The organism is Moorena sp. SIO3A2 (assembly GCF_010672265.1).
Lineage (GTDB): Bacteria > Cyanobacteriota > Cyanobacteriia > Cyanobacteriales > Coleofasciculaceae > Moorena > Moorena producens.
This window is the reverse complement of the sequence record NZ_JAAHHC010000014.1, coordinates 59,879-82,896: the sequence shown is the minus strand read 5'-3', so window position 1 is coordinate 82,896 and position 23,018 is coordinate 59,879. Positions and strand designations below refer to the sequence as shown.

The following is a 23,018-nucleotide window of genomic DNA, read 5'->3' as shown; positions in this document are numbered from 1 at the left end:
AATACATAAAGCAGAATTATAAATTCTCATCAATTCTTAATTATACATTCTTAATTATACATTCTTAATTCTTCATTCTTCATTATTAAAACCTCTTATCCAAAAATTGCAGAAGATAAGAAAACTACTCCTACTGAGCAGATACCAAAGCCTAAAATTCGCATCAGTGGGAAGGGTTGATCTCTCCATTGTTTGATCAAGCTCTTACTCAGGTATAGTGCTAGGATGGCGATACCATACTGAATCACACTGAAGCCAATCAGGTAAGCCAAGAGTGGACTGATTTCAGCACCTACAATTGCTTCACCATAGGCATAGCCATGAAAAATACCAGCTAAGCTCGCTAACCCTAGCACTACGGATATATTGGGAATTTTGGCACTCAACAGTAGTCCGCCAAACAGCACCACTGAAGTAGCGATCGCAATCTCTGGTATTGGTAAGTCCATTCCCAGCAAGTGAATACCTGTGCCGACTAGGGTGGTGAGGACAAAAGCACCGGGAATCAGGAAACCACTGGTAAATCCAGCTGCAATTAAGCCAACAGCAATCACAAAGGCGAGATGATCGAAACCAATCACGGGATGACCTAATCCAGACAAAAATCCTGTGATGAAATTATCGGGTCTCTCGCCACCAAAGGGATGGTGAGCCATAGCTTGTTGTGCTGTACTTAAAATCCCCATCCATACCAACAGAGCCATAGCATTAAAGCCAAGTTTCTGGTTTTGGTAACGGGAGATAGAAGACCGATTGCTTGGGGAAAATTTGCTTTTTGACATCTGGTAAATGCTGGTCAATGACTGATAAAAATACTTGCAACAGTTTAGTGCTAATTACCTTGACAGACTAGGCTTTATAAGACTAGCTTGAAAAAGTATAAAGTAGTCTTGTAGCACATTTAAACTGATAAAATAGAAAGTGATAAAGCGTTGAATTTATTAATTTTTAGTCTCTTATCACTTTCTTCTTACTTAGTTACTGTCAGCGCTTTCTTAGGGGTTAGTTACTTTGTAAGCAGTCAGCCGTCAGCCGTCAGCCGTCAGCCGTCAGCCGTCAGCAATCAGTGGTCAGTGCTCAGTGGTCAGCCGTTGGCCTTTGGCACCTCAAGTAGCGTGCGCGTAGCGCTAATCGCTGTTCGCTGATAGCTGATAGCTGATAGCTGATAGCTGATAGCTGATAGCTTACAGATCAAACCTATTAAATACTTTTTACTCAACCACTAGTTCTCAAAAAGGGCATCACAAACGTTACTGGGAAATGTGGTTGCCTACTGACTAATTTTTATGGAAATGCTACATCAGACATCATCTGTACCTCGCAGATGCATTTAACAACAACTGACACCATTGGCGGGCATTCTGACTAAGAGGTGACAGACCTCATCACAGCTGCGGGACAGCGCCGGACTTGCACCGGACTTTCCCCGTTACCTCTGGTGAGTGCTCTTCACCAGAACCGATGGAACTTCAGGTAGTTTAGCACAATCTGACCTATATTATTTGTTAAATATTAATTAAGATATTAATTACGATTAATTAATCTTAATTAATCGTAATTAATTAAAGCGGTTTTTAGTTTAATGAGGTACATAGGATTTTTTCCCTATTCCCTATTCCCTATTCCCTATTCCCTATTCCCTGTTCCCTGTTCCCTGTTCCCTGTTCCCTGTTCACTGTTCACTGTTCCTACGATCTTGGGTTATCCCTTTCCTCGATACTGGGCAACTGACCTACTGCCGGGAGAGGGGTAGCATGGTCATCGGGAACGATTTTTGAACCAAATATTTTAGCGTAAACTTGGGTAAATTCAGCTCCTAAAAAGATAATTTGAGAGGAATAGTATACCCAAGCCAATAAAACCACCAAAGAACCAGCAGCACCGTAACTTGAAGAAAAACTGCTTCTGCCGAGATACCATGACAATAGCCATTTACCCAAGTTAAACAGTAAGGTAGTGATAATTGCTCCAACCCAGACATCCTTCCAGGCAATTTTCACATCTGGCAAGTACTTGTAAACCAGAGCAAACATCAGGCTAAGAATACCAAAGGACACCAGCAAGTCCAGAATTGTCCAGACAAAGTCAAGTTGGTAGAGCCACAGTAAACCCAGTTCCTGGAGAAATTCGCTCTTATAAGACCTCACAGCGGATAAGGCAGTACTGATCACAGCGGATAATAGCAGAAAAAGTCCTACACCCAGCACGGTCAGAAACGAAAGAATCCGTTTTTTCAAAATACCCCAGATGCCCCGTCCTGGTTTCAGCTTCACATCCCAAATCGTATTCAAGGCATCTTGGAGTTCGCCAAATACCCCAGATGCACCGAACAACAGCACCACAATACTAATCAAGGAAGCCAACCCCCCACTAGCATCAGGCCGATTGGCATTAGTAATTGCTGTCTGAATAAACTGTGCCCCCTGTTCCCCAACCAATCCTTGGATTTGTTCTACAATCTCGCCCTTAGCCGCCTCTTCCCCAAAAATAGACCCCACAATTGCGATCGCAATTATTAGCACTGGCGCTAGGGAAAAAATCATGTAATAGGATAATGCTGCTGCTAGTCGAGATGCGTTATCCTCCTTCCATTCTTTAAACGTTTCTTTAAGCAGTCCTAAAATAGCCTTGGGATTCATCACCATCACTCCTGGTCTCATAACTCCTGGGCTTAGTTATATCGGCATCGTTCCAGTTGGAAATACCTGACAATGCCTGAGAATATTCTAGATTGACAATTGATCCCGGTTAACCAACTATGGTTTCATAAGTCAGTTAATCCTAAGCATTCAGCTATCAGCCGTCAGCTATCAGCCAAAGGCCAAGGGCTTTTACCCAGACTTTCCATTCTGATTAATCTCGAACTATTAAATTCTCCCGTTTGCGTATTGCGCATTGCCCATAGGCGCACACTACGCTAACAAGATTTATTTTACGGCGGTTTGCATAACTATCAAGTACACAGGATTTTCTCTTTCTTCCCTCTTCCGAACGCGCCCCGCGTGGCCTACGGCCTCAGTCCCTGCTCCGAAGTCCCTGCTCCCTAAAACCCAAGAATTTGTACCTGACTGAATTGCAAACCGCTGTAAGCATGATAGCTGACAGCTAGTGGGGTAAGCTAATTGCATAAAAACCAATAACATCTTAAGTTACCCATGATTGAAAACCAATTTGTAACCAACTTCGTCTCCTCCTTATCCAAACGTGGCAAACTACCAATTAGCTTTGTACTTCATTGGGAAGATGGGTCAAGCACCACTATGGGAGAAGAGAAACCGATCTTGGATATATACATCAAAAATCCAGCTGGTCGAAAAGCTTTCATGTCTTTAGACGAATTACTGATACTGGAAGCTTACATCAAGGGTGATATTGATCTCGAAGGGAACTTAATCAACGCCATGTCGTTCCAGGAGCTGTTATCCGATCAGCATATTTTGCTAAAGATAGGTCGCCGACTCAAACCCATCTTACTTGGGCGGGAAAAATGCAATCCAGATTGGATATCAAAGCATTATGACTCCAATAATATCCAATTGTTCGCCATGGATACCGATTACAATACTTATACTCCTGGGATATATGATAAAGATGAGGATAGCCTAGAGGTTGGAGCTGAACGCAAGTTAGACTTTGCCTTTCAATCTCTTAATCTCAAACCGAATGATTCGGTACTCGATATTGGCTCTGGCTGGGGCGGTTTCCTGCGTTTTGCCGCACGCCGAAATATCCGTGTGACTGGAATTACCTTATCTAAGCACCAAAAACAGTATGTAGAAGATTTAATTGAAAAAAATAACTTTGATGCAGAGGTCAAGTATCAAGACTTTTTCTCTTTCCAACCCAGCCAGAAATATGATGGCATAGTCATGATGGGGGTAATCGAAGATTTGTCAGATTATCCTCGCGTGATGGAGCGTCTCTTGAACTATCTTAAACCTGGCGGACGAGTATATCTCGACTTTGCCTCAGACAAAGAGTCATTTGTTACGCACAGTTTTATTACCAAGTATATCTGGCCGGGGACCTTTCGGATGGTGTATATGACGGAATTTATCGATGCTGTTAGAGAATCACCATTTGAGATCCAAGCCATCTATAATGACCGTCGCAACTATTATCTTTGGGCTAAGGGTATGTATGAGCGCTGGATGGAAAAAAAAGCAGATATTATCGACAAGTCAAATGAACAAATCTGGCGCACGTTCCGGATACTTTTTGCGGCGACAGCGGGTACCATGATCCAATCATCATACTATGCGACGGCCTATCGGGTGGTTTTAGAATTACCCGAGGATCATAAGTCTTTACAATAAGTGTGGTCAGACCTAGATTCCTAGAGCAATTTTGAATTGATGGTAATCGTTTAGCTTCTAGACTTATAGCGTTTCTCATAGTAATTAGCTACACAGGTTTTTTTCCCTCTCCCCTCACTAGGAGAAAGGCTAAGCAGGTAAACAAAATTAATTACACATTTTACAAAACTCAAAGTATTACAATGTAAGGGTTACAGAGATTGGGAGTAGGTAATTAATTCTGTGTAGGTGCTTATATGTCTGCTTCCAAATCAGATTACTATTGGAGTAAGCATTCAGCTATCAGCCGTCAGCCGTCAGCTAGGAGGTAGTAAATAAGCTTACGAACGAGTATGGCTGGTTGACAATCCCTGCTCGTTTTACTGATCCGAACCAGTGCAGTTAAAGCGCCGAATCGCTAATAGCTGATAGCTGATAGCTGATGGCTGAATGCTTACCTATTGAAAAAGTCGCCCTCAAGAATTTCCCATGGGGCTAGATCAACCATAGGGAGTCGTTAAAGAGTACTATTAGACTACTATGATTTGACTCAGGGAAGTTTGACAATAGTTGCTCTATGCCCGCACTGACCACAAAACCTGCCAACCCTACCTTTCCCCTCACCGCCGTGGTGGGTCAAGAAGCTATTAAACTCGCCCTCCTCCTCGCGGCCATTGACCCTGGATTAGGAGGCGTTGCGATCGCAGGACGCCGTGGCACAGCTAAATCAGTGATGGCACGGGCAATCCACACTCTGCTCCCCCCAATTGAAGTGGTTAAGGGTTCCTTGAGTAACTGTACTCCAGAAGAAGAAGAGTTACAGGTTGACCAGTTGAAGGTTGACGGTTCTCCAGATACCGAAATCATCCCAGCTCCCTTCATCCAAATTCCTCTAGGAGTTACTGAAGACCGACTCCTGGGTTCAGTGGATGTGGAACAGTCTGTCAAACAAGGGGAACCTGTCTTTCAACCAGGATTACTTGCCCAAGCTCATCGGGGTGTGTTGTATGTGGATGACATTAACCTCCTTGATGACCAAATTGCTAATCAGCTACTGAGTGTTTTAACCGAAGGGCGGAACCTAATTGAGCGAGAAGGCATTAGTTTCCAACATCCCTGCAAACCAATTTTAATTGCCACTTACAATCCCGACGAGGGACCATTACGGGAACATTTATTGGACAGAATTGCCATTACCCTCTCTGCTGACGGTGTTTTGGCATTAGAGCAACGGGTGGAGGCAGTAGAACAAGCGATCGCATACGCTAACTCTCCCCAGCAGTTTCTGGAGGAATATCAGGAGGATCTTGATACCCTCAAGACGGATATTATTCTAGCGCGAGAGTGGCTCAAGGATGTTGAGATTACCCATGACCAAATTACCTATCTCGTCAATGAAGCCATCCGAGGTGGTGTCCAAGGTCATCGGGCAGAACTGTTTGCCGTTCGAGTTGCAAAAGCTGCAGCAGCCTTAGAGGGTCGTCAGACAGTTAATTCCGAGGATTTGCGTCGGGCGGTGGAATTGGTAATTGTCCCCCGTGCCACTATGGTAGAAACACCACCAGAAGAAGCACCACAACCTCCTCCTCCCCCACCCCCACAAGATCAATCTCAGGAAGAGCAAGACCAAGAGGAAGACAAAGAGGACGACAATGACTCAGAGGAGCAAGAACAGGAAGCTCCGAATATCCCGGAAGAGTTTCTCTTTGACCCAGAAGGGGTGATCCTTGACCCGAGTGTGCTCTACTTTGCCCAGATGGCACAACGGCAAGGTAAGTCCGGAAACCGTAGCATTATCTTTTCAGAAGACCGGGGTCGGTATGTCAAACCGATACTACCGAAGGGTAAAGTAAGGCGGATTGCTGTAGATGCCACCCTCAGAGCTGCTGCACCCTATCAAAAAGCTCGTAGGCAACGTCATCCTAACCGTCGGGTTATTATCGAACAAGGGGATTTACGATCCAAGCGGTTAGCCCGAAAAGCTGGCTCCTTGGTAGTTTTTGTGGTAGATGCGTCAGGGTCTATGGCTCTAAACCGGATGCAATCTGCTAAAGGAGCAGTGATGCAGCTTCTGACGGAAGCTTATGAAAACCGTGACCAAGTCTCCCTGATTCCCTTCCGGGGAGAACAAGCAGATGTGCTGTTACCCCCTACCCGTTCTATTGCTTTAGCAAAGCGGCGTTTAGAGCGATTACCTTGTGGTGGTGGTTCCCCTTTAGCTCATGGATTGACTCAGGCAGTGCATGTGGGTATGAATGCTCAATTGTCTGGGGATATTGGTCAAGTGGTAATTGTGGCAATTACTGATGGTCGGGGCAATATTCCCTTAGCTCGTTCCTTGGGAGAACCTCTACCAGAAGGCGAAAAGCCAGATATTAAAGGGGAATTGTTGGAAATTGCCGCTCGCATTCGAGCTAATGGGGTTCAATTATTAGTGATTGATACCGAGAGTAAGTTTGTTTCTACTGGTTTTGCTAAGGAATTGGCCAAACAAGCAGGTGGGAAGTATTATCATTTACCGAAAGCTACAGATAAAGCGATCGCAGCTATGACTAAGAATGCGATCGCTGATATCACATCTCGGTAAATAGCAAAGGGAACAGCGGATCTGGGAATAGGGAACAGCGGATCTGGGAACAGCGGATCTGGGAACAGCGGATCTGGGAACAAAATTCTCATATCATGTCCGGAGAATTAGTGATAAAAAACTTTCTCCCTTGAAACCTTACTCCTTTACTTCAGCATAGCTGCCATTCCCCTCCTGGGAGGGGTTAGGGGTGGGTGCCAAATGCCTTCGATTCGCAAAAGTGTAAGTATTCAACCAGAAATGAGATCACAATTCAGTCCATTCATTAGCTGACGGCTGACGGCTGATAACTGAATGCTTACCTGCGATATTCCTTTGGCGAAAGGGTGTCTAGTTAATAAAGTTGATAGAATTTGCCCAAAAGATGACCCACTATTGAATCAACAACCATGAAACGCCGAAAATTTTTTAGTAACGCTGCGATTGGTGCAGCCAGTACAGCTGCCTTAGCCTCCTGTAATCAAACTAGTACAGGACCCGTTGCTCAATCCGGCAGTCAGCCTATAGTTCGATGGAAAATGGTCACCAGCTGGCCAAAATCCCTTGATACTATCTATGGGGGAGCTGATACTGTCTGTAAGCGGGTCAGTGCAATGACCAATGGGCGTTTCCAGATTACCCCCTCTGCTGCTGGTGAAATTGTACCAGGATTAGCGGTTCTCGATGCCGTGCAACAGGGAACCGTTGAGTGTGGTCATACCGCTAGTTACTACTACGTTGGCAAAAATCCAGCCTTAGCATTCGGCACTAGTGTACCCTTTGGTCTAACCGCTCCACAACAAAATGCCTGGTTGTACCACGGTGGTGGCTTGGAATTACTTCAGGAACTCTATGCTGACTTTGGCGTGATTAATTTTCCAGCGGGTAACACCAGTGCTCAGATGGGAGGTTGGTTCAAGAAACAAATTAATTCTGTAGCTGACCTGAAGGGATTAAAAATGCGTATCCCTGGATTAGGAGGTAAAGTGATGGAGCGCTTGGGGGTGAATGTCCAAGTATTACCTGGGGGTGACATTTTCCTTGCCCTAGACCGGGGAGCCATTGATGCTGCTGAATGGGTTGGTCCCTATGATGATGAGAAGCTGGGCTTGTACAAAGCAGCTAAGTTCTATTATTATCCCGGCTGGTGGGAACCCGGACCAACTCTAGAGGTACAGGTTAATAAAAAAGCTTGGGATAAGTTGCCTAAGGACTATCAGGAAATCTTTAAAGATGCCGCCAGGTACGCCAATATCAACATGGGGGCTAAGTATGATGCTTTGAATGGAGCGGCATTGGAACGCTTGATTAAAGCGGGTGCTAAGTTGACTCCTTACTCTCAAGACATTTTGCAGGCGGCTGAGAAAGCATCATTCGATTTATTTGAGGAAGATGCTAGCAAAGATCCCAAGTTTAAGAAGGTTTATGAACAGTGGAAGGGGTTTCGCAAGCAAATTTACAAGTGGCATGGCACAAATGAATTGAGTTTTGCTAATTTCGCCTTTTCTCGGAACTAGAGCACTATCGTAATCTTAAATTACTGAATAACTGCCAATCTTAGCTTTGATTGGGAAGCAGCCAGTTAAGCTGAACAATACTGTCGATTAGGGAATTTTTACCAAATTTTATCTATGAGGGGTGACACCCCTCGCTAAATTTGTTATATTGAGATCAGTAGATAGATGCACCCTGATGATCCAGAGAGTCTTTTTGACGGCTCTCTTATTTTTTTTTTTGGGAAAATTGATACGTGAACATATAGCACTACCCATTTAGATTAGGACATTCCTAAATTCCAAAACTTAGTCATAGCTTACTTTTGACTTCTGACTTCGAACCTTGCTGACTTGCGCGTAGCGCTATACCTAGGGTCAGCTGCTTGGAAAATTCTTAAATGAGGGGTGACACCCCTCACTAAATCTGTTATATTGAGATCAGTAGATAGATGCACCCTGATGACCTAGAGAGTCTTTTTGACGGCTCTCTTATTTTTTTTGGAAAAGCGATTGGTGCTTTGCCACCAAATAAAAAAGCGCTCCCTTTTTGGAGAGCGCTGATAGGGGGTACTTGTGTACTCCCCTAGGGGTGATGAGATTAAACTCTTATTAGCCGTTGATAACTGGAGCAGTCAAAGCTACGGGAGTAGCTTCAGCCGCAGCTAGGTCTAGAGGGAAGTTGTGAGCGTTACGCTCGTGCATGACCTCGAAACCTAGGTTGGCACGGTTGAGTACGTCAGCCCAGGTGTTGATCACGTGACCTTGTGAGTCAATGATGCTCTGGTTGAAGTTGAAGCCATTCAGGTTAAATGCCATGGTGCTGATGCCCAGTGCAGTAAACCAGATGCCGATTACAGGCCATGCACCTAAGAAGAAGTGCAAGGAACGGCTGTTGTTGAAGGAAGCGTATTGGAAGATTAAACGACCGAAGTAGCCGTGAGCTGCCACGATGTTGTAAGTTTCTTCCTCTTGACCGAACTTGTAACCATAGTTCTGAGACTCAGTTTCGGTGGTCTCACGTACTAAGGAGGAGGTTACCAAAGAACCGTGCATTGCAGAGAACAAAGAACCACCGAATACACCAGCTACACCTAGCATGTGGAACGGGTGCATTAGGATGTTGTGCTCAGCTTGGAACACGAACATGAAGTTGAAGGTTCCGCTGATACCTAGAGGCATTCCATCGGAGAAAGAACCTTGTCCAATTGGGTAGATCAAGAATACGGCGCTAGCAGCTGCAACGGGTGCGCTGTAAGCGACGCAGATCCAAGGACGCATACCTAAGCGGTAGCTTAGTTCCCACTCACGACCCATGTAGGCGAATACACCAATTAGGAAGTGGAACACTACCAACTGGTAAGGACCACCGTTGTAAAGCCACTCATCGAGAGAAGCAGCTTCCCAGATTGGGTAGAAGTGTAAGCCAATGGCGTTAGAAGAAGGAACAACAGCACCAGAGATGATGTTGTTTCCGTACATCAGGGAGCCAGCAACGGGCTCGCGGATACCATCGATGTCCACAGGAGGAGCAGCGATGAAAGCAATGATGAAGCAGGTGGTAGCAGCTAGCAAAGTTGGGATCATTAATACACCAAACCAACCTACATAGAGGCGGTTGTTGGTGGAGGTGACCCAATTGCAGAACTGAGACCACACAGAGGTGTTGCTCTGCTGTAATACAGTAGTCATGTTCTTATGATTGCGGGTATGAATATGAAGTTATCGAGGTTCGTCCGGCTTGTTTGCGCCTTCATGTATTTATATTAAGCAATATACTAAGTTTTGTAAAGGGTTTTCGGAGTAATTTCCCCTCAGGTTATTAAATAATGTAAATAAGTAAAAGTTATATTAAGTAAAGCTTGACAAATAAAGATTAATGTTATAAAGGAAGAATAGGTAAACCAAAATAGCGATCGCATACAAAATAGCGATCGCGAAGCGTGACCAAAGGTCAATCGCATAAAAGTAAAGGCGCTCCATTGAACGCCTCTATATATAGAGCCTGAGATATAGAGCCTGAGCCTGGTTCTTGCCCTAAGTCGTAACTTAGAAAGCTACTTACGACTCAGCACTCAACACTTAGCACTTAAAAAACATCAACCAGGAGGCCACTTCATTTGGCGTTGACCCAAGATGTGCAAATGAAGGTGATCAACCGTTTGACCACCATCAGCACCATTATTAATCACCAGTCGATAGCCATTGGTCAAACCGACTTGGTCAGCAACTTGCTTAGCAGTTAACAGCAGGTGTCCCATCAGGGCTTGATCTTCCGACTCAGCTGCTGCCAGTTGAGGAATGGGCTTCTTGGGAATTACCAGAATATGAACTGGTGCCTGAGGGTTAATATCCTTGAAAGCAAGGGCTAAATCGTCTTCATAAACAATATCCGCTGGGATTTCTCGGCGGATAATCTTGCTAAAGATGGTTTCGCTCATAGCAGCTGCCAATACTATGTTTACTAGATCAGATGCAATTGTGACACAAAATGTCAGGTAGCTATAGCATTGTTATTTGAGTTGTGAACATAGTCGCGCTTGGGAAAGGCAAGAGGCATGCTAGCATGCCTCTTGCCTATTGCCTTTTGCCTTGTTAAAACACATTGAAAATACGTTTTAGCTTAATCCTTACCATCAGCCCCTACACTTATAGCGAGGGGCTAATGCCCTCAATCTAATGTTCCATTCGTATGGGTGGAGTCATCATAATCGGTCCTGTTCTAGGAAAAGGTATGGGCCCGGTTTTAGGAAAAGGTCTGGGCCGTGGATCTTCAAAAACAGGAGGTGTTGGTTGGGGTATTGGGCGTGGACATTTGGGAAAAGGTTCTGGGTGTTCGGGCATGGGAACTGCCGTAGGTGCTTGACACAGAATGTATGGTGTTTGGGGAGTCGGACCACATCCACCCTGAACCATAGTATCTTGCTGATCTAGATCATTGAGAAAGGTTTCCTCATCGGATAACAACTCAAAACCGATGGGTAACTCAGAAATTTCCATTATTAGTTTTCCTCCATAGGAGTATGACGGATGACTTTCTTCAAGATTTCTGTAAGTCTACAAATTCTGTTTTAGAGAAAAATCTCAGTTTCGTCTCGCCATTTTGGCGAGTTTTTAGTGGAAAACTAGAGTATCAATAGATCAATAGATAAAGAGAAATGGGATAACTCCGTAAGCATTCAGCTATCAGCTAATGCGCTACAGATGGTGCTACTTGAGGTGCTATCAGCTAATGCGCGTTTGCCCACACTAATTGAGGTGTTTATGGGGAAAGTGCCAGCATCGAAGCCTGTGCCACGCTACTAATCGGTGCTTTTGAATAAAATAAGCTGACCGCTGAGTGCTGACTGCTGAATGCTTACATAACTCCTGAAACTATAACAGTCTCATTATTGATTGTTCACTGTTGAGTGTTGATTGTTGTACGGTTAGGCACAAGACTTTCCCCTACTATCGGTTAATGTCTCAAGGGTAAACAACAAACATTTTCTCTTTAAGTTGTGCATCTACTGATCATCTACTGATATTTTGGAACCACTATCATCTGAAACGATTTCCTCATATCTATTGGATATAGGACTGTGTACCCCGTCAGACCTAGAATCTATCCAGGTAGAATCGGCTCCCCCTGCTAAGAATTTCAATTTACTGGTGAGCTTTTCAGATCATCGTCAGCTACTGGTTAAGCAGGAAAGACCCCATCATGGTGGTATTATAAATCATGAATTTTTCAATGAGTGGCAATTTCATCGCTGGCTGCAGCAGTTGCCAGACCAGGACTGTCTAGCTTCATCAGTTTCCCAGATCCTTCATTTTGATCCCGATCATTGCATCCTGGTCTACAACTATCTAAATAACTATCTCGACCTGTTTAGTTTCTACTATCAAAACCAAATTTTCCCTGAAGCGATCGCAACTGATATCGGAACAGTTTTAGCCAACCTCCATCGTGTTACCTTCAATCAACCAGAATGTCGGAATTTTCTAGACCAGGTACCAAACGGGAAATCTCCCTATCGGTTTGGCAATCCAGCTAAAGGAATCGGACGGCTGAGCCCAGAAATGTTTGGCTCAATCCCTAACAATGCCTTAAAGTTCTTTGTTCTCTATCAACGTTACCCCAGTCTGGGAAATGCGATCGCAGATTTGGAAACTGACTGGCATCCGAGTTGCCTAACCCACAATGACTTAAAATTGAACAACATTTTGGTTCATAGAGAGTGGGAGCAATTCTCAACATCTTCACCACCCGATCAGAGCATGGTGCGACTGATTGATTGGGAACGTTGTGCCTGGGGAGATCCAGCCTTTGACCTTGGAACCATAATCGCCAGCTACCTGGGAATCTGGTTAAGTAGCTTAGTAGTAGACCCCACGATTAAATTAGAAGAATCCTTGCGTCTAGCAGTGACTCCTTTGCAGGTGCTTCAACCGTCCATCGCTGCTCTAACCCAAGCCGATCTTACCGCTTTTCCCGGGATTGAGTCAGCTCGTCCCAACTGGCTTAAACGAGTGGTTCAGTTTACCGGTTTGGCACTGATTCACCAAATTCAGGCAATGATTTACTATCAGAAATCCTTCGACAATACTGGAATCTGTATGCTCCAGGTTGCCAAAAGTCTACTCTGCCGACCAAAACAATCTGTGCCAACAGTTTTTGGGATCTCAGAATCAGAACTGATATCAAATCCGGTAATCCCCTAGAAAAGGGTTTTGAGGATACCTGTGAATTGTCAATTGAAAACCGCTATATAGACCTCATCTAATTTTACTTTAAATTACGATGCTATTTGACAACCCTTTTCCCAATCAACAGCAAGCAGCTCTGGAAGATATTGTTAACAACATTGAAATCCAGTCCAATTTTTGTATCAACCATCCCAACTATCAACCCTTCACCATACCTGATCAAACAGTAGCCCGCTTTCAGCAACTTCCTCAAGACATACAGCATAAGTATCTCAGCCTACTGCTGAGAAATTTCCTCTACGGCATTTATTACAATGGCTATCTGCGCACTCCCCTGGCACTCAACACAAGTCGCGCGGATATAGCACCCCATCAAAACTTAGAGAACAATACCCTGCTGGGAATAGACCTAGATTTTTACCAACGACTCCACGCCAACAATCAAGGCACAGGCTACTTTGATCCCAATTGGCAGGTAATCTCAGAAGAAACCGATGGTTCAATAGCCGTCACCAAAGGGAGTTTGACTATGCATATTGAACGGGAGATTCATCTCAAACGTGAGGAAAAATCTGCTACCATCGGTAGCATCGTTGCCATCCGGATGCCCAAGAATTTGAGGCAAAACGGCTTTTATGTAGCAGTGGGTAATGTTGGTCAAGAGCGACAGGGCAATGGTGATATCGATTCTAAAACAGCGCGAATCTATTTTAATCTGACACCAGATGGAGCCCTGGCTGTCATGGATAGCATGACAAAATATTTGAATGCAGCAGCAATTCCTTTCACATTTAAAGTTCTATACAATCCATCGGAATACAAACGCCATGACTGCGGAGTACTCTACTTTGAGCGCTGTGATTCTGAAGTTGTCTTTGGGGTGATGCAAACCATATATCTAGCAAACCGCTGCCATTTTCGCCCAGAAGTACCTTTATTCACCAAGTTTTTGGCACCGGGACTGAGTTTTGCCGAAGAACCAACCCAAAAATTTACCTCTCAAGAAAGTTTTGGCATGAACCGCTGCCAAATTGTAGCCAATGGTTTAATGCAGGCTTGGCAAAACGGTAATAACACTCCAGAGGAGCGCCTCAACGCTATCCGCCAACAATTTTCTCAGTTAGGAATTGAATGGGAACGTCCTTACCTCAATGGTGAGTGACATCTTCCGCACCCCCGCCCGACAATTCCCACACTCCCCGTTTGACCATGATGTCAAAAACCTACCCTTGTGAGCTCCCCATCTGCCGATATCCCCATCTCCCCAAAGCGCGCCTCTTCACAATTTCAATACAATTTCAATGTGTGACAGCTTAGTAGGATCCGGAGGGAGACCTTACAGGTATAGTCCCTGGGTAAGTCATAAAAAACTATAGCGCTACACCAACCAAGTCCACCTAGATGGACTTGGTTGGTGTAGCCGAAAGCTTTAGCCTTAGGCCATTAGACTGAGTGATCCTCGCTGCCACCATCCAAGTCATCAGTCTCAAGACGGAAGTGGCAATTGACCTCAGGTATATTTAGCGTCTTTAAGAAAAATTCATCAAAAATTTTTAGCTCTGTCAGGATTTTATGAAAAACTCATGAAAGTTATATTAGTCATTCATCCGGGATTATACAGAACACTTATTGACCAACGTCACTGCTGACAAATGAGTAATGCTAAATGCTTACTTATATGGTAACGATAGAAAATAAAAAATGGGGAATTTGTATCCATTTTTTATTTTTACCACCGGTTAATTTACCCGATGAATTATACCTATTAATCAGTCGAAAAATAAGTGAGAGGTAAACTAGGATTTTCCCTACTAGGTAAGGTAACAAAAGGCATTAGGTATCAATAATTAAAACCATTAACCATTAACCATTAACCTTGCTCTAACCCTCAACCCGAAATTGAAAGAGTAATATAAATTCTACCATTGCCTGAATCAAGGGCGGAGGAGCCGTAGGTATATGTACGGTTAAAACCTAGGGTGTTAATAGGATTGCTAAACTTTCTACACAATTCCTACATAGTTTAAATCTACTCTCTAAAAAGTCACGATTTAATCGACATTATAATTTATATTTCATCATGATGCAGTCAACGTTAAAGACTTCTGGCCAGGCAGGCTTCATAAATGAAGCTGCTGTAGTGCAGTTACCGATCCGCTTGAGCAGACTCGAAGCAATAGAATTTAAAGAAACTTGTGATCAGCTTCTCCAAAAACCTTATTGTCCTAAGCTGATTATTGCAGACTTAAGTCAGACAGAGTTTATCGATAGTAGCGGCATTGGTGCCTTAGTAAGGAATCACAAAATCACTCAGGAAAACGGGGGATCACTAATACTAAGGGGTATAACTTCTCCAGTTATGGCTGTCTTAGTCATGACTGGGCTAGACAAAAAATTAATTCTAGACGCTTCATATAACCTGACAACAATAGCTGTCAATTGGTCAAAGGCTCAGTTACCAACAACTCACCCATCTACACGCTCTTGGGCTAAGCGATGCTTAGACATAGTGGGGGGAATAGTAGGTTTAGGAATTACGGCCATATTATTTATTCCCATTGCGATCGCGATTAAACTCGACAGTCCTGGCCCCATCTTGTTTAGTCAAATTCGCTGTGGTTGGATGGGTAAGGAATTTCGGATCTGGAAATTCCGCTCAATGTATACTGATGCGGAAACCCAGAAAGATAGCGTTCAAAATCAAGCTAAGGATGGCAAGATATTCAAAAACGAAAATGACCCTAGAATCACCAGGGTCGGTCGGTTTTTGCGGAAAACTAGTTTGGATGAACTACCTCAGTTCTGGAATGTCATTAAAGGTGAAATGAGTTTGGTAGGTACTAGACCACCGGTACCTAAGGAAGTGGAAATCTATGAGGTTCCAGAGTGGCAACGGTTGAATGTTAAACCGGGAATGACTGGAGAGTGGCAGGTGCATGGGCGATCGCAAGTTCGGGATTTTGCAGATATAATTAAACTGGATTTACGCTACCAACGAAACTGGAGCTTAATGTATGACCTTAAGCTCATTATAAAAACAATTTTTATCTTGTTGTCGAAAAATAATGGAGCCGTTTAGGCTCAAAAATATCTCGGCAAAATTCCGGATACAAATTAAATCTAATGGTAAATAGATTAGAGTATTCTCTAGGAATAGGTTTTCCAATAAACAAGCATGAAAGTTGCCCTAGTTCATGATTATCTAACGCAAAAAGGTGGAGCAGAACGGGTATTTGAACTGCTTTGTAAGCGCTTCCCTAGTGCTGATGTGTTCACATCCTTGTATGATTCCCAGAACACCATTGACCTAGGTGAGCGCCTAGTGCATACCACCGGACTTCAGAACATTCCAGGGTCAACGAAATACTTCAGACTCTTGGCTCCGTTTTACTATCCAGCTTTTCGAGCCTTGGATTTAGAAAATTACGATTTGATTATCAGTAGTTGTTCAAGCTTCGCAAAGGCGGTCAAGAAAAAATTAGGAGCCAAGCATGTTTGCTTTTGCCACAATGTCACCCGTTTTTTGTGGGATACGCAAACTTACCTCAAGGAGTATGGAGAATATAGAGCGTTTTCTCCTGTCATTGATAAAGTCTTCCAGTTGATCAGAAAAGTAGACCTGGACTATGCCCAGGAGCCGGACATTTACATTGCTAACTCGACCACTGTCGCTCGGCGTATCCAGAATATCTATGGTAAGCCAGCCATGACGGTCAACTATCCAATTAATAGCCATAAATTTGTGTTTTCCGACCAAAAGGAAGACTTTTACCTAGTATCATCTCGTTTACTGGGTTACAAGCGTATCGATCTGATTATCGAGGCGTTTAATTGGCTAGGCTGGCCCTTATTAATATCTGGTGATGGTCCAGAGCGAGAGCGTCTAGAATCTAAAGCTTTGGACAATATTCGATTCTTGGGATACGTCAGCGATAAACAGCGTTGTCATTTGATGGCAAAAGCTCGTGGGGTGATCGTGGCGGCTTTAGAAGATTACGGTTTAGTGCCAATCGAAGCCAACGCCAGTGGGACTCCAGTAATTGCCTACGGTGCAGGTGGTGTTTTGGATACTCAGATACCAGGGACGACAGGGGTGTTTTTTAAACGGCAAACACCGGAAGCACTCCAAGCTGCACTACTTGAGGCTAGGGAAATTCCCTGGAATTATGCCAAAATCCGAGACCATGCCCTGAGTCATTTCACTGAAGACGTTTTCTTTAATACAGTTGGGCAAATTATTGATAAAACGGTCAGGGGACAGCCTGTTAATTTCAGCCATTCGTTACGCCATTCAACCAAGGTTCCCACTTTAGCTAGGTGACAGGATAGTGGCTGGGCTGATTTTAGATTTTAGATTTTGGATTTTGGATTTTTTCGTTGATTTCTTGGGATTTATACGGGTCTATACTCCAAAATCATCAGATCCAATCTGGTGGACTAATCAATATAGTCCTGCTCGGGTGACTGGTGATGGGTAATAGATAATATCAGGTCCGGTTGACTACTTCTTCTTATACCCTTTCTCTAAAAGGGATGCAACCTATGATTGTCGGTTCATTGGTAATGGGTAATGGGTAATGGGTAATCATACTCCAATTCCTAATTCCCTATTCCCAAAAGGTAGGGAAAATTTGTTGCAGGTATCCATGATAATTTTGCTTACCAGAGATTGAACATATTTCAAGGGCAAATTTTCAATGGTTAATGGTTAATTTAAAATTAACTTTCCAAAAAAAATCAAAAATCCTATCGAATATGAACAAAGTGATTAACCGGATTTTATCTAAACCAATTACTAATCATCCCGGGAATATTTTAGACTTGATTCACTGGAATTGATGTCAATTTAAAATCCAATCCAAACTTGTCAATCATTAATCTAAAATCCCATGAAGGAACTTGATTTAAACGCAGCAGGTGAAACAGATGCAGGGTATGGCCAACTGTTGGCAGTTTTGTGGCGCAGACGCTTGTGGATTATAAGTGTACTGTTGACAAGCTTGCCGATTGCCTTCTATATCACTCTCAAGAAAGAGCCGAATTATATCAGCTCTCTACAGCTGTTGGTGGAGCCTAATTATATAGATAAAACACGAGGAATAGAGAGTCAGTTTACTGAGTCCACTGTTGATATCGACTATGCTACTCAGTTACAGCTGATGCGTAGTTCTGAATTGATTCAACGAGCAGTGGATTTGCTTCGTGATGACTACCCAGATATCACAGTCGGTGATATTAGAGGCTCCTTAAGATTAGCTCAAGTACTGCAGGGTAAAACCGAAACTAAGGTATTTCAAGCGGTCTACACCAGCAATGACCGGATTAAAACTCAAAAAGTACTGCAAGCTATTCAAAAGGTTTATCAAGATTACAACCTAGAGCAGCAGGAAATGCGGTTGAATAAAGGTCTTGCTTTTATCAATCAGCAGTTGCCAACAGCTCGTAATAATCTTGAGCAAGCTGAGCAACGGCTAGAGCAGTTTCGCAAGAGCAAAAACCTGATTGATCCCTCACAACAAGCTCTAGCTGTCAGTCAAACTCTGAATGGGATTGAACAGGAGCGCCGAGCCATCCGCGCTCAGTACATGGAAACTCAAACTCGCTACCAGGCTGTTCAGCAAAAACTGGCTCGTTCACCGCAAAATGCCTTGACCTCGTCCCGCTTGAGTCAATCTGGGCGCTATCAAAATTTGCTCAATGAAATCCAAAGAATAGAACTGGCTTTGGTGGAGCAAAGTCGGATTTATACTGAAGCTCATCCTAGAATTCAAAAATTAATTGAACAGCGTCAGAGTGTGTTTGCGCTCTTGCAGGAAGAGACTAGACGGGTTTTAGGGCAAGTTCCGACTAAACTGGTTACCACTGGCAATAACCTCCTGACAGAAGGACAGCTCGGTGGTGTGGATCTCAATCTGGTCAACGAACTAATCACCTCGCAAATTAATCTAGTCAGTCTACAGACTCGTGATCAAGCCCTGGCCAAAACAGAGCAGGAAATCCGTATCCAACTCAGGGAATTCCCAGCCCTGATTGCTCAGTACAATCGTCTACAACCCCAAGTAGCAATTCAACAAAATACTCTGCAGCAGCTACTACAAGCACGGCAGGAGTTAAGCATCGAATTGGCTCGGGGGGGATTTAACTGGCAAGTTGTAGAAGCACCTTTACCGGGCTCGAAGACCGGTCCTAATATGACCCAAGACCTATTATTGGGTGCAGTGGTTGGGTTATTTCTCGGTGGTGTGGCTGCCTTTGTGCGGGAAGCCATGGATGATGGAATTCATACCTCTGATGATTTGAAAAATCAAGTGGCTCTACCCTTGCTAGGTATGATTCCACAGTTGCCGGAAGGTAAAATCAGTAAACCTGTTCTGAATCTAGGTTTGAGCCAGTCCGAGAGAACACTTCCGATGATGGAACTGTTGGGATGGCGACCATTTCAGGAAGCACTGGACATGATTTATGTGAATATCCAGTTGCTCAATTCTGGTTCTGAGCTGAAATCCCTGATGGTTACGTCAGCGCTGTCTGGTGAGGGGAAGTCAACTCTGGCGTTGGGTTTAGCCTTGAGTGCTGCTCGTTTACATCGACGAGTACTGCTAATTGATGTAGATATGCGCCGTCCGAGGTTGCACCAACAACTTGGCCTCTCCCATCAGGAAGGACTTTCTACTTTATTGGAAGATGATACTGCTACACCCAGCCCAGTTAGTATCTCACCTTTGGGGTCAACCATTGATGTTTTGACTGCTGGACCAACCCCAATTGACCCAGTTAAGCTGCTGGGTTCTAAACGGATGAAGAACTTAATGGCAGAGTTTCAGCAGACCTATGATCTGGTGTTGCTGGATACTCCCCCAGTGTTAGGTATGGTGGATGCACTCCAAGCAGCATCTTTGTGCCAAGGTGTGGTGATGGTGGGACGCCTAGAGCGAGTTACTCAATCTCAACTCAGCCAGGCTACTGCTATACTCAGGAATTTAAACCTGATGGGAATCATTGCTAACGGGGTGAAGAGTTCTAATCAGAACTACGCTTACTATGGTTCGCGAAACAACCATGCTGCTATTGAACCACAGCAGCCTGTATCTGATCTTCAAGAGTCTCCACAACTAGAGCGTCAGTTCAGCAATCATGTCAAGTCTCGTTGATTTTTTTGTTAATTGAAAATTGAAACTTGTTAATTGTTAAGTAAGCATTCAGCCATCAGCCGTCAGCCGTCAGCCGTCAGCCGTCAGCCGTGAGCTAAAAGCTCACGCTACGCGAACAGCTGACGTAACTCAGCATTATTCCAATGCTTACCTGTTTGATTCAAAAGCACCTCAAGTAGCACCATCTGTAGCGCATTAGCTGATACGCGACACGCTTATAGCACCATCTGTAGCGCATAAACTGATAGCTAATAGCTGATAGCTGATCGCTTACGTTTAAAGTTTCAATTAACGAAAACCTGAGAATGATACGTATTAAACCTGACAGGATCTAAAGTTTAAGTTTTGATTTTCGTGAAATGGAGTAACTATTTATGACGACTTCCAGAATCATACTAACAACCTCCAAAATCTCAATCCTAGATATCGATGATGAGGCAGAGTCAGCAGTTAGTTCTTTGCCTCCCTGCAAGCTCAAGTGGCGACAGAAACAGTTGTGGGTACTCCCTCTCCAAAAAAATGAACAGCATTATCTACCTCCGTTGCAAAGTCAGTCTTGGTTAAGTAATTGCTTGCAACGCTCGTCGGTAGGGCTGGTTTGTATCGACCCCAATGTGGGTGAAACAGGGTTAAGAGTTTGGACCAATGCCTGTGAGCAAGCGAAGAAGAAAGCTGTTCTAAGAGTACCGTTCAACTCAGAATTGTCTAGTAGGGAAAAACTATTCCGATCTCGACTGAGGCGGGTGATGGATTCGAGTTTAGCTGCTCTATTGCTACTGATTCTGAGTCCAGTGCTCCTGGGATTGATGTTGCTGATAGCGATTGTTTCACCAGGACCAGTCTTTTCTCGGCAATTGCGGGCTGGAGAAAGGGGTAAGTTGTTCCAAGTGATTAAATTTCGCACTGAAGCTATACACAAAGGCCAAGTCACGTCTAAGATGACACATTTTGGAAAGTGGCTGCGTCAATATTGTCTGGATGGACTACCGCAGTTAGTGAATGTACTAAGGGGTGAGATGAGTTTAGTCGGACCACGTCCTTGGAAACTGGATGAGGTGATTCGGATGACCCAGGAGGAGCGGCGACAGCTGAGGTTGTTGCCAGGAATGATCAAGCTTCACCAGGAAGATATGCGATCGCATGTGTTCGGTTCTCAAAGTACTCCAGTGCTGTAATAGCAATCCCTGTAGGAATTGTGAGAATTTTTGATGCCATATTCCCTACTCCCTACTCCCTACTCCCTACTCCCTACTCCCTACTCCCTACTCCCTTTGGTAAAGTTAATAACTTCCTAACTTCTGAAGTTATTAATTGCAATTTTCAATTTTCAATTTTGATTTGCCTTTGCCTTCATCCCGTACATTAGCAAACTAATTACTCTAATCAGAGTCGTGAGGAATCGTGACAGACATTAAACGAGCATTAATCACTGGCATTACCGGTCAAGATGGGTCTTATCTAGCAGAACTGCTGCTGGAAAAAGGGTACGAAGTCCATGGCATTATCCGACGCACGTCTACCTTCAACACAGATCGCATCGACCACATCTACCAAGACCCCCACAATCCACAGACACGGTTATTTCTCCATTACGGAGACCTGACTGATGGCTTGACACTACAACGCATTCTAGAAAACGTGCAGCCGATAGAGGTGTACAACCTCGGAGCTCAGTCCCATGTGCGGGTCAGCTTTGATTCACCAGAATACACAGTGGATGCCACAGGTATGGGAACCTTACGTTTGTTGGAAGCGGTACGGCACTATCAACAGCGGATTGGCTCTGAGGTACGCTTTTACCAGGCTGGCTCTTCTGAAATGTTTGGGCTAGTGCAGGCTGTTCCTCAGTCTGAAACTACACCGTTTTATCCCCGTAGTCCTTATGCCTGTGCAAAAGTCTACGCCCACTGGCAAACTATCAACTATCGCGAATCCTATGGGCTATTCGCCTGTAATGGTATTTTGTTTAACCACGAAAGTCCCCGGCGCGGCGAAACCTTTGTCACTCGCAAAATTACCCGTGCTTTGGCGCGCATTGTAGCTGGTCAGCAGAAGAAGCTTTACCTGGGCAATCTCGATGCCAGACGGGACTGGGGTTATGCCAAAGATTATGTCCGCGCTATGTGGCTAATGCTACAACAAGACGAGCCCGATGACTATGTTGTTGCTACCGGTCAAACTCACTCAATTCGGGAGTTTCTCGATATTGCCTTTGGCTTAGTGAATTTGGATTGGGAGCAGTACGTTGAAATCGATCCACGCTACTTTCGACCTGCTGAAGTAGACCTGTTGTTGGGTGATGGGACCAAGGCTAATACCATACTAGGTTGGCAACCTTCAGTGAGCTTTAAACAACTGGTTGAAATCATGGTTAATGCTGACCTTCAGGCACTAGGTATGATGCCTGTAACCTCTTGTAGTCAATCCGCTGATACTGCCTTTATTCGTCAGGTTGTTACCGCTGGTAATCCCTAGTAATGATATGCTCTAATCCCGTTTTTAGTAATGGATGAGAGAGATAGATAGTCGCGCTTTGGGTAATGGGTAATGGGTAACGGGTAATTGGGAATTGGGAATTGAGGAAAAGACTATTGCTGCTGTGAAACACCACGAGGAGAGCGCAATTACCCATTATCTATTACCTATTAACAGACTCATAAGCATTTAGCTATCAGCTATCAGCTATCAGCTATCAGCTATCAGCTATCAGCTATCAGCTATCAGCTATCAGCTATTAGCTTTGAGCCTGTGGCCAGCCTACTGTTCGCGCAGCACCTCAAGTAGCGCAATCGGTTCTTTTGAATAAAATAAACTGACCACTGAC

The 23,018-nt window shown here is 44.1% G+C and carries 20 protein-coding genes and 1 riboswitch; of the genes, 13 read left to right on the top strand and 7 right to left on the bottom strand.

Translation table 11 applies throughout. The annotated features are described in order from the left end of the window. Positions 1 to 95: 95 nt before the first annotated feature. The gene (locus F6K64_RS17215; protein WP_008185172.1) at positions 96 to 782 is read right to left on the bottom strand and encodes a HupE/UreJ family protein; all 687 of its coding nucleotides are present in this window, start codon (positions 780 to 782) and stop codon (positions 96 to 98) included. A gap of 150 nt (positions 783 to 932) precedes the next feature. Here F6K64_RS17215 and F6K64_RS17210 point away from each other — a divergent pair, with 150 nt between their 5' ends. Then, a complete protein-coding gene (locus F6K64_RS17210) occupies positions 933 to 1,145 on the top strand; it encodes a hypothetical protein (protein WP_154659813.1) in 213 nt (70 codons plus the stop codon). A gap of 189 nt (positions 1,146 to 1,334) precedes the next feature. Beyond that, positions 1,335 to 1,478: riboswitch (cobalamin riboswitch) on the bottom strand. A 210-nt stretch (positions 1,479 to 1,688) separates the two neighbouring features. Here F6K64_RS17210 and F6K64_RS17205 read toward each other — a convergent pair. After that, the gene (locus tag F6K64_RS17205) at positions 1,689 to 2,639 is read right to left on the bottom strand and encodes a YihY/virulence factor BrkB family protein (protein ID WP_044493451.1); all 951 of its coding nucleotides are present in this window, start codon (positions 2,637 to 2,639) and stop codon (positions 1,689 to 1,691) included. A gap of 99 nt (positions 2,640 to 2,738) precedes the next feature. On the opposite strand from F6K64_RS17205, the gene F6K64_RS17200 reads away from it, so the two are divergent. The 4 genes from F6K64_RS17200 (at position 2,739) to F6K64_RS17185 (ending at position 8,378) form a co-directional block, all read left to right on the top strand. After that, positions 2,739 to 2,921, top strand: coding sequence for a hypothetical protein (locus F6K64_RS17200; protein WP_158026642.1), 183 nt, complete (start codon positions 2,739 to 2,741; stop codon positions 2,919 to 2,921). A gap of 234 nt (positions 2,922 to 3,155) precedes the next feature. Beyond that, the gene (locus F6K64_RS17195) at positions 3,156 to 4,316 is read left to right on the top strand and encodes an SAM-dependent methyltransferase (RefSeq protein WP_287265898.1); all 1,161 of its coding nucleotides are present in this window, start codon (positions 3,156 to 3,158) and stop codon (positions 4,314 to 4,316) included. Between the two features lie 556 nt (positions 4,317 to 4,872). Next, complete coding sequence (gene bchD / locus F6K64_RS17190) at positions 4,873 to 6,882, top strand: magnesium chelatase ATPase subunit D (protein WP_287265897.1); 2,010 nt, start codon at positions 4,873 to 4,875, stop codon at positions 6,880 to 6,882. A 389-nt stretch (positions 6,883 to 7,271) separates the two neighbouring features. Beyond that, entirely contained in the window at positions 7,272 to 8,378 is a 1,107-nt protein-coding gene (locus F6K64_RS17185; RefSeq protein WP_287265895.1) for a TRAP transporter substrate-binding protein, read from the top strand. 588 nt (positions 8,379 to 8,966) lie between these two features. Here F6K64_RS17185 and psbA read toward each other — a convergent pair. The 4 genes from psbA to F6K64_RS17165 all read right to left on the bottom strand — a co-directional run bounded on the left by psbA (position 8,967) and on the right by F6K64_RS17165 (position 11,354). Then, positions 8,967 to 10,046, bottom strand: a complete 1,080-nt coding sequence (gene psbA / locus F6K64_RS17180) for a photosystem II q(b) protein (RefSeq protein ID WP_271968296.1) — start codon at positions 10,044 to 10,046, stop codon at positions 8,967 to 8,969. Between the two features lie 159 nt (positions 10,047 to 10,205). Continuing rightward, the gene (locus F6K64_RS17175; RefSeq protein WP_287250879.1) at positions 10,206 to 10,337 is read right to left on the bottom strand and encodes a hypothetical protein; all 132 of its coding nucleotides are present in this window, start codon (positions 10,335 to 10,337) and stop codon (positions 10,206 to 10,208) included. A 116-nt stretch (positions 10,338 to 10,453) separates the two neighbouring features. Then, complete coding sequence (locus F6K64_RS17170; protein ID WP_131827409.1) at positions 10,454 to 10,795, bottom strand: histidine triad nucleotide-binding protein; 342 nt, start codon at positions 10,793 to 10,795, stop codon at positions 10,454 to 10,456. Positions 10,796 to 11,030: 235 nt separating this feature from the next. Beyond that, positions 11,031 to 11,354 carry a hypothetical protein gene (locus F6K64_RS17165; RefSeq protein ID WP_287250877.1) on the bottom strand — a complete coding sequence of 108 codons (324 nt, stop codon included), beginning with the start codon at positions 11,352 to 11,354 and terminating at the stop codon, positions 11,031 to 11,033. 528 nt (positions 11,355 to 11,882) lie between these two features. Here F6K64_RS17165 and F6K64_RS17160 point away from each other — a divergent pair. The 8 genes from F6K64_RS17160 (at position 11,883) to gmd (ending at position 22,669) form a co-directional block, all read left to right on the top strand. Beyond that, a complete protein-coding gene (locus F6K64_RS17160) occupies positions 11,883 to 13,058 on the top strand; it encodes a phosphotransferase family protein (RefSeq protein WP_353814418.1) in 1,176 nt (391 codons plus the stop codon). Between the two features lie 79 nt (positions 13,059 to 13,137). Then, a complete protein-coding gene (locus F6K64_RS17155; RefSeq protein WP_287265894.1) occupies positions 13,138 to 14,205 on the top strand; it encodes a T3SS effector HopA1 family protein in 1,068 nt (355 codons plus the stop codon). A gap of 918 nt (positions 14,206 to 15,123) precedes the next feature. Then, positions 15,124 to 16,122, top strand: coding sequence for a sugar transferase (locus tag F6K64_RS17150; RefSeq protein WP_044492547.1), 999 nt, complete (start codon positions 15,124 to 15,126; stop codon positions 16,120 to 16,122). A 96-nt stretch (positions 16,123 to 16,218) separates the two neighbouring features. Further along, complete coding sequence (locus F6K64_RS17145) at positions 16,219 to 17,364, top strand: glycosyltransferase (RefSeq protein WP_008181838.1); 1,146 nt, start codon at positions 16,219 to 16,221, stop codon at positions 17,362 to 17,364. Between the two features lie 568 nt (positions 17,365 to 17,932). Continuing rightward, on the top strand, positions 17,933 to 20,194 hold the full coding sequence (locus F6K64_RS17140; protein WP_008181835.1) for a GumC family protein: 2,262 nt from the start codon (positions 17,933 to 17,935) through the stop codon (positions 20,192 to 20,194). A 374-nt stretch (positions 20,195 to 20,568) separates the two neighbouring features. Continuing rightward, the gene (gene hepC, locus F6K64_RS17135; RefSeq protein WP_008181834.1) at positions 20,569 to 21,369 is read left to right on the top strand and encodes a heterocyst development glycosyltransferase HepC; all 801 of its coding nucleotides are present in this window, start codon (positions 20,569 to 20,571) and stop codon (positions 21,367 to 21,369) included. A gap of 20 nt (positions 21,370 to 21,389) precedes the next feature. Then, on the top strand, positions 21,390 to 21,560 hold the full coding sequence (locus F6K64_RS17130; protein WP_154659730.1) for a hypothetical protein: 171 nt from the start codon (positions 21,390 to 21,392) through the stop codon (positions 21,558 to 21,560). Between the two features lie 35 nt (positions 21,561 to 21,595). Next, positions 21,596 to 22,669 carry a GDP-mannose 4,6-dehydratase gene (gene gmd, locus F6K64_RS17125; RefSeq protein ID WP_287265893.1) on the top strand — a complete coding sequence of 358 codons (1,074 nt, stop codon included), beginning with the start codon at positions 21,596 to 21,598 and terminating at the stop codon, positions 22,667 to 22,669. On the opposite strand, the gene F6K64_RS17120 is transcribed toward gmd, so the two are convergent. Continuing rightward, positions 22,650 to 22,826, bottom strand: a complete 177-nt coding sequence (locus tag F6K64_RS17120) for a hypothetical protein (protein WP_154659729.1) — start codon at positions 22,824 to 22,826, stop codon at positions 22,650 to 22,652. The two genes, gmd and F6K64_RS17120, sit on opposite strands and share 20 nt — an antisense overlap. Between the last annotated feature and the right edge of the window lie 192 nt (positions 22,827 to 23,018).

What these genes read in the sequence shown, in the direction of transcription:
- F6K64_RS17215 (WP_008185172.1), bottom strand. Translation starts at nt 782, where the DNA reads ATGTCAAAAAGCAAATTTTCCCCAAGCAATCGGTCTTCTATCTCCCGT.
- F6K64_RS17205 (WP_044493451.1), bottom strand. Translation starts at nt 2,639, where the DNA reads ATGAATCCCAAGGCTATTTTAGGACTGCTTAAAGAAACGTTTAAAGAA.
- F6K64_RS17195 (WP_287265898.1), top strand. Translation starts at nt 3,156, where the DNA reads ATGATTGAAAACCAATTTGTAACCAACTTCGTCTCCTCCTTATCCAAA.
- bchD (WP_287265897.1), top strand. Translation starts at nt 4,873, where the DNA reads ATGCCCGCACTGACCACAAAACCTGCCAACCCTACCTTTCCCCTCACC.
- F6K64_RS17185 (WP_287265895.1), top strand. Translation starts at nt 7,272, where the DNA reads ATGAAACGCCGAAAATTTTTTAGTAACGCTGCGATTGGTGCAGCCAGT.
- psbA (WP_271968296.1), bottom strand. Translation starts at nt 10,046, where the DNA reads ATGACTACTGTATTACAGCAGAGCAACACCTCTGTGTGGTCTCAGTTC.
- F6K64_RS17175 (WP_287250879.1), bottom strand. Translation starts at nt 10,337, where the DNA reads ATGGAGCGCCTTTACTTTTATGCGATTGACCTTTGGTCACGCTTCGCG.
- F6K64_RS17170 (WP_131827409.1), bottom strand. Translation starts at nt 10,795, where the DNA reads ATGAGCGAAACCATCTTTAGCAAGATTATCCGCCGAGAAATCCCAGCG.
- F6K64_RS17165 (WP_287250877.1), bottom strand. Translation starts at nt 11,354, where the DNA reads ATGGAAATTTCTGAGTTACCCATCGGTTTTGAGTTGTTATCCGATGAG.
- F6K64_RS17155 (WP_287265894.1), top strand. Translation starts at nt 13,138, where the DNA reads ATGCTATTTGACAACCCTTTTCCCAATCAACAGCAAGCAGCTCTGGAA.
- F6K64_RS17150 (WP_044492547.1), top strand. Translation starts at nt 15,124, where the DNA reads ATGATGCAGTCAACGTTAAAGACTTCTGGCCAGGCAGGCTTCATAAAT.
- F6K64_RS17145 (WP_008181838.1), top strand. Translation starts at nt 16,219, where the DNA reads ATGAAAGTTGCCCTAGTTCATGATTATCTAACGCAAAAAGGTGGAGCA.
- F6K64_RS17140 (WP_008181835.1), top strand. Translation starts at nt 17,933, where the DNA reads ATGAAGGAACTTGATTTAAACGCAGCAGGTGAAACAGATGCAGGGTAT.
- hepC (WP_008181834.1), top strand. Translation starts at nt 20,569, where the DNA reads ATGACGACTTCCAGAATCATACTAACAACCTCCAAAATCTCAATCCTA.
- F6K64_RS17120 (WP_154659729.1), bottom strand. Translation starts at nt 22,826, where the DNA reads ATGGGTAATTGCGCTCTCCTCGTGGTGTTTCACAGCAGCAATAGTCTT.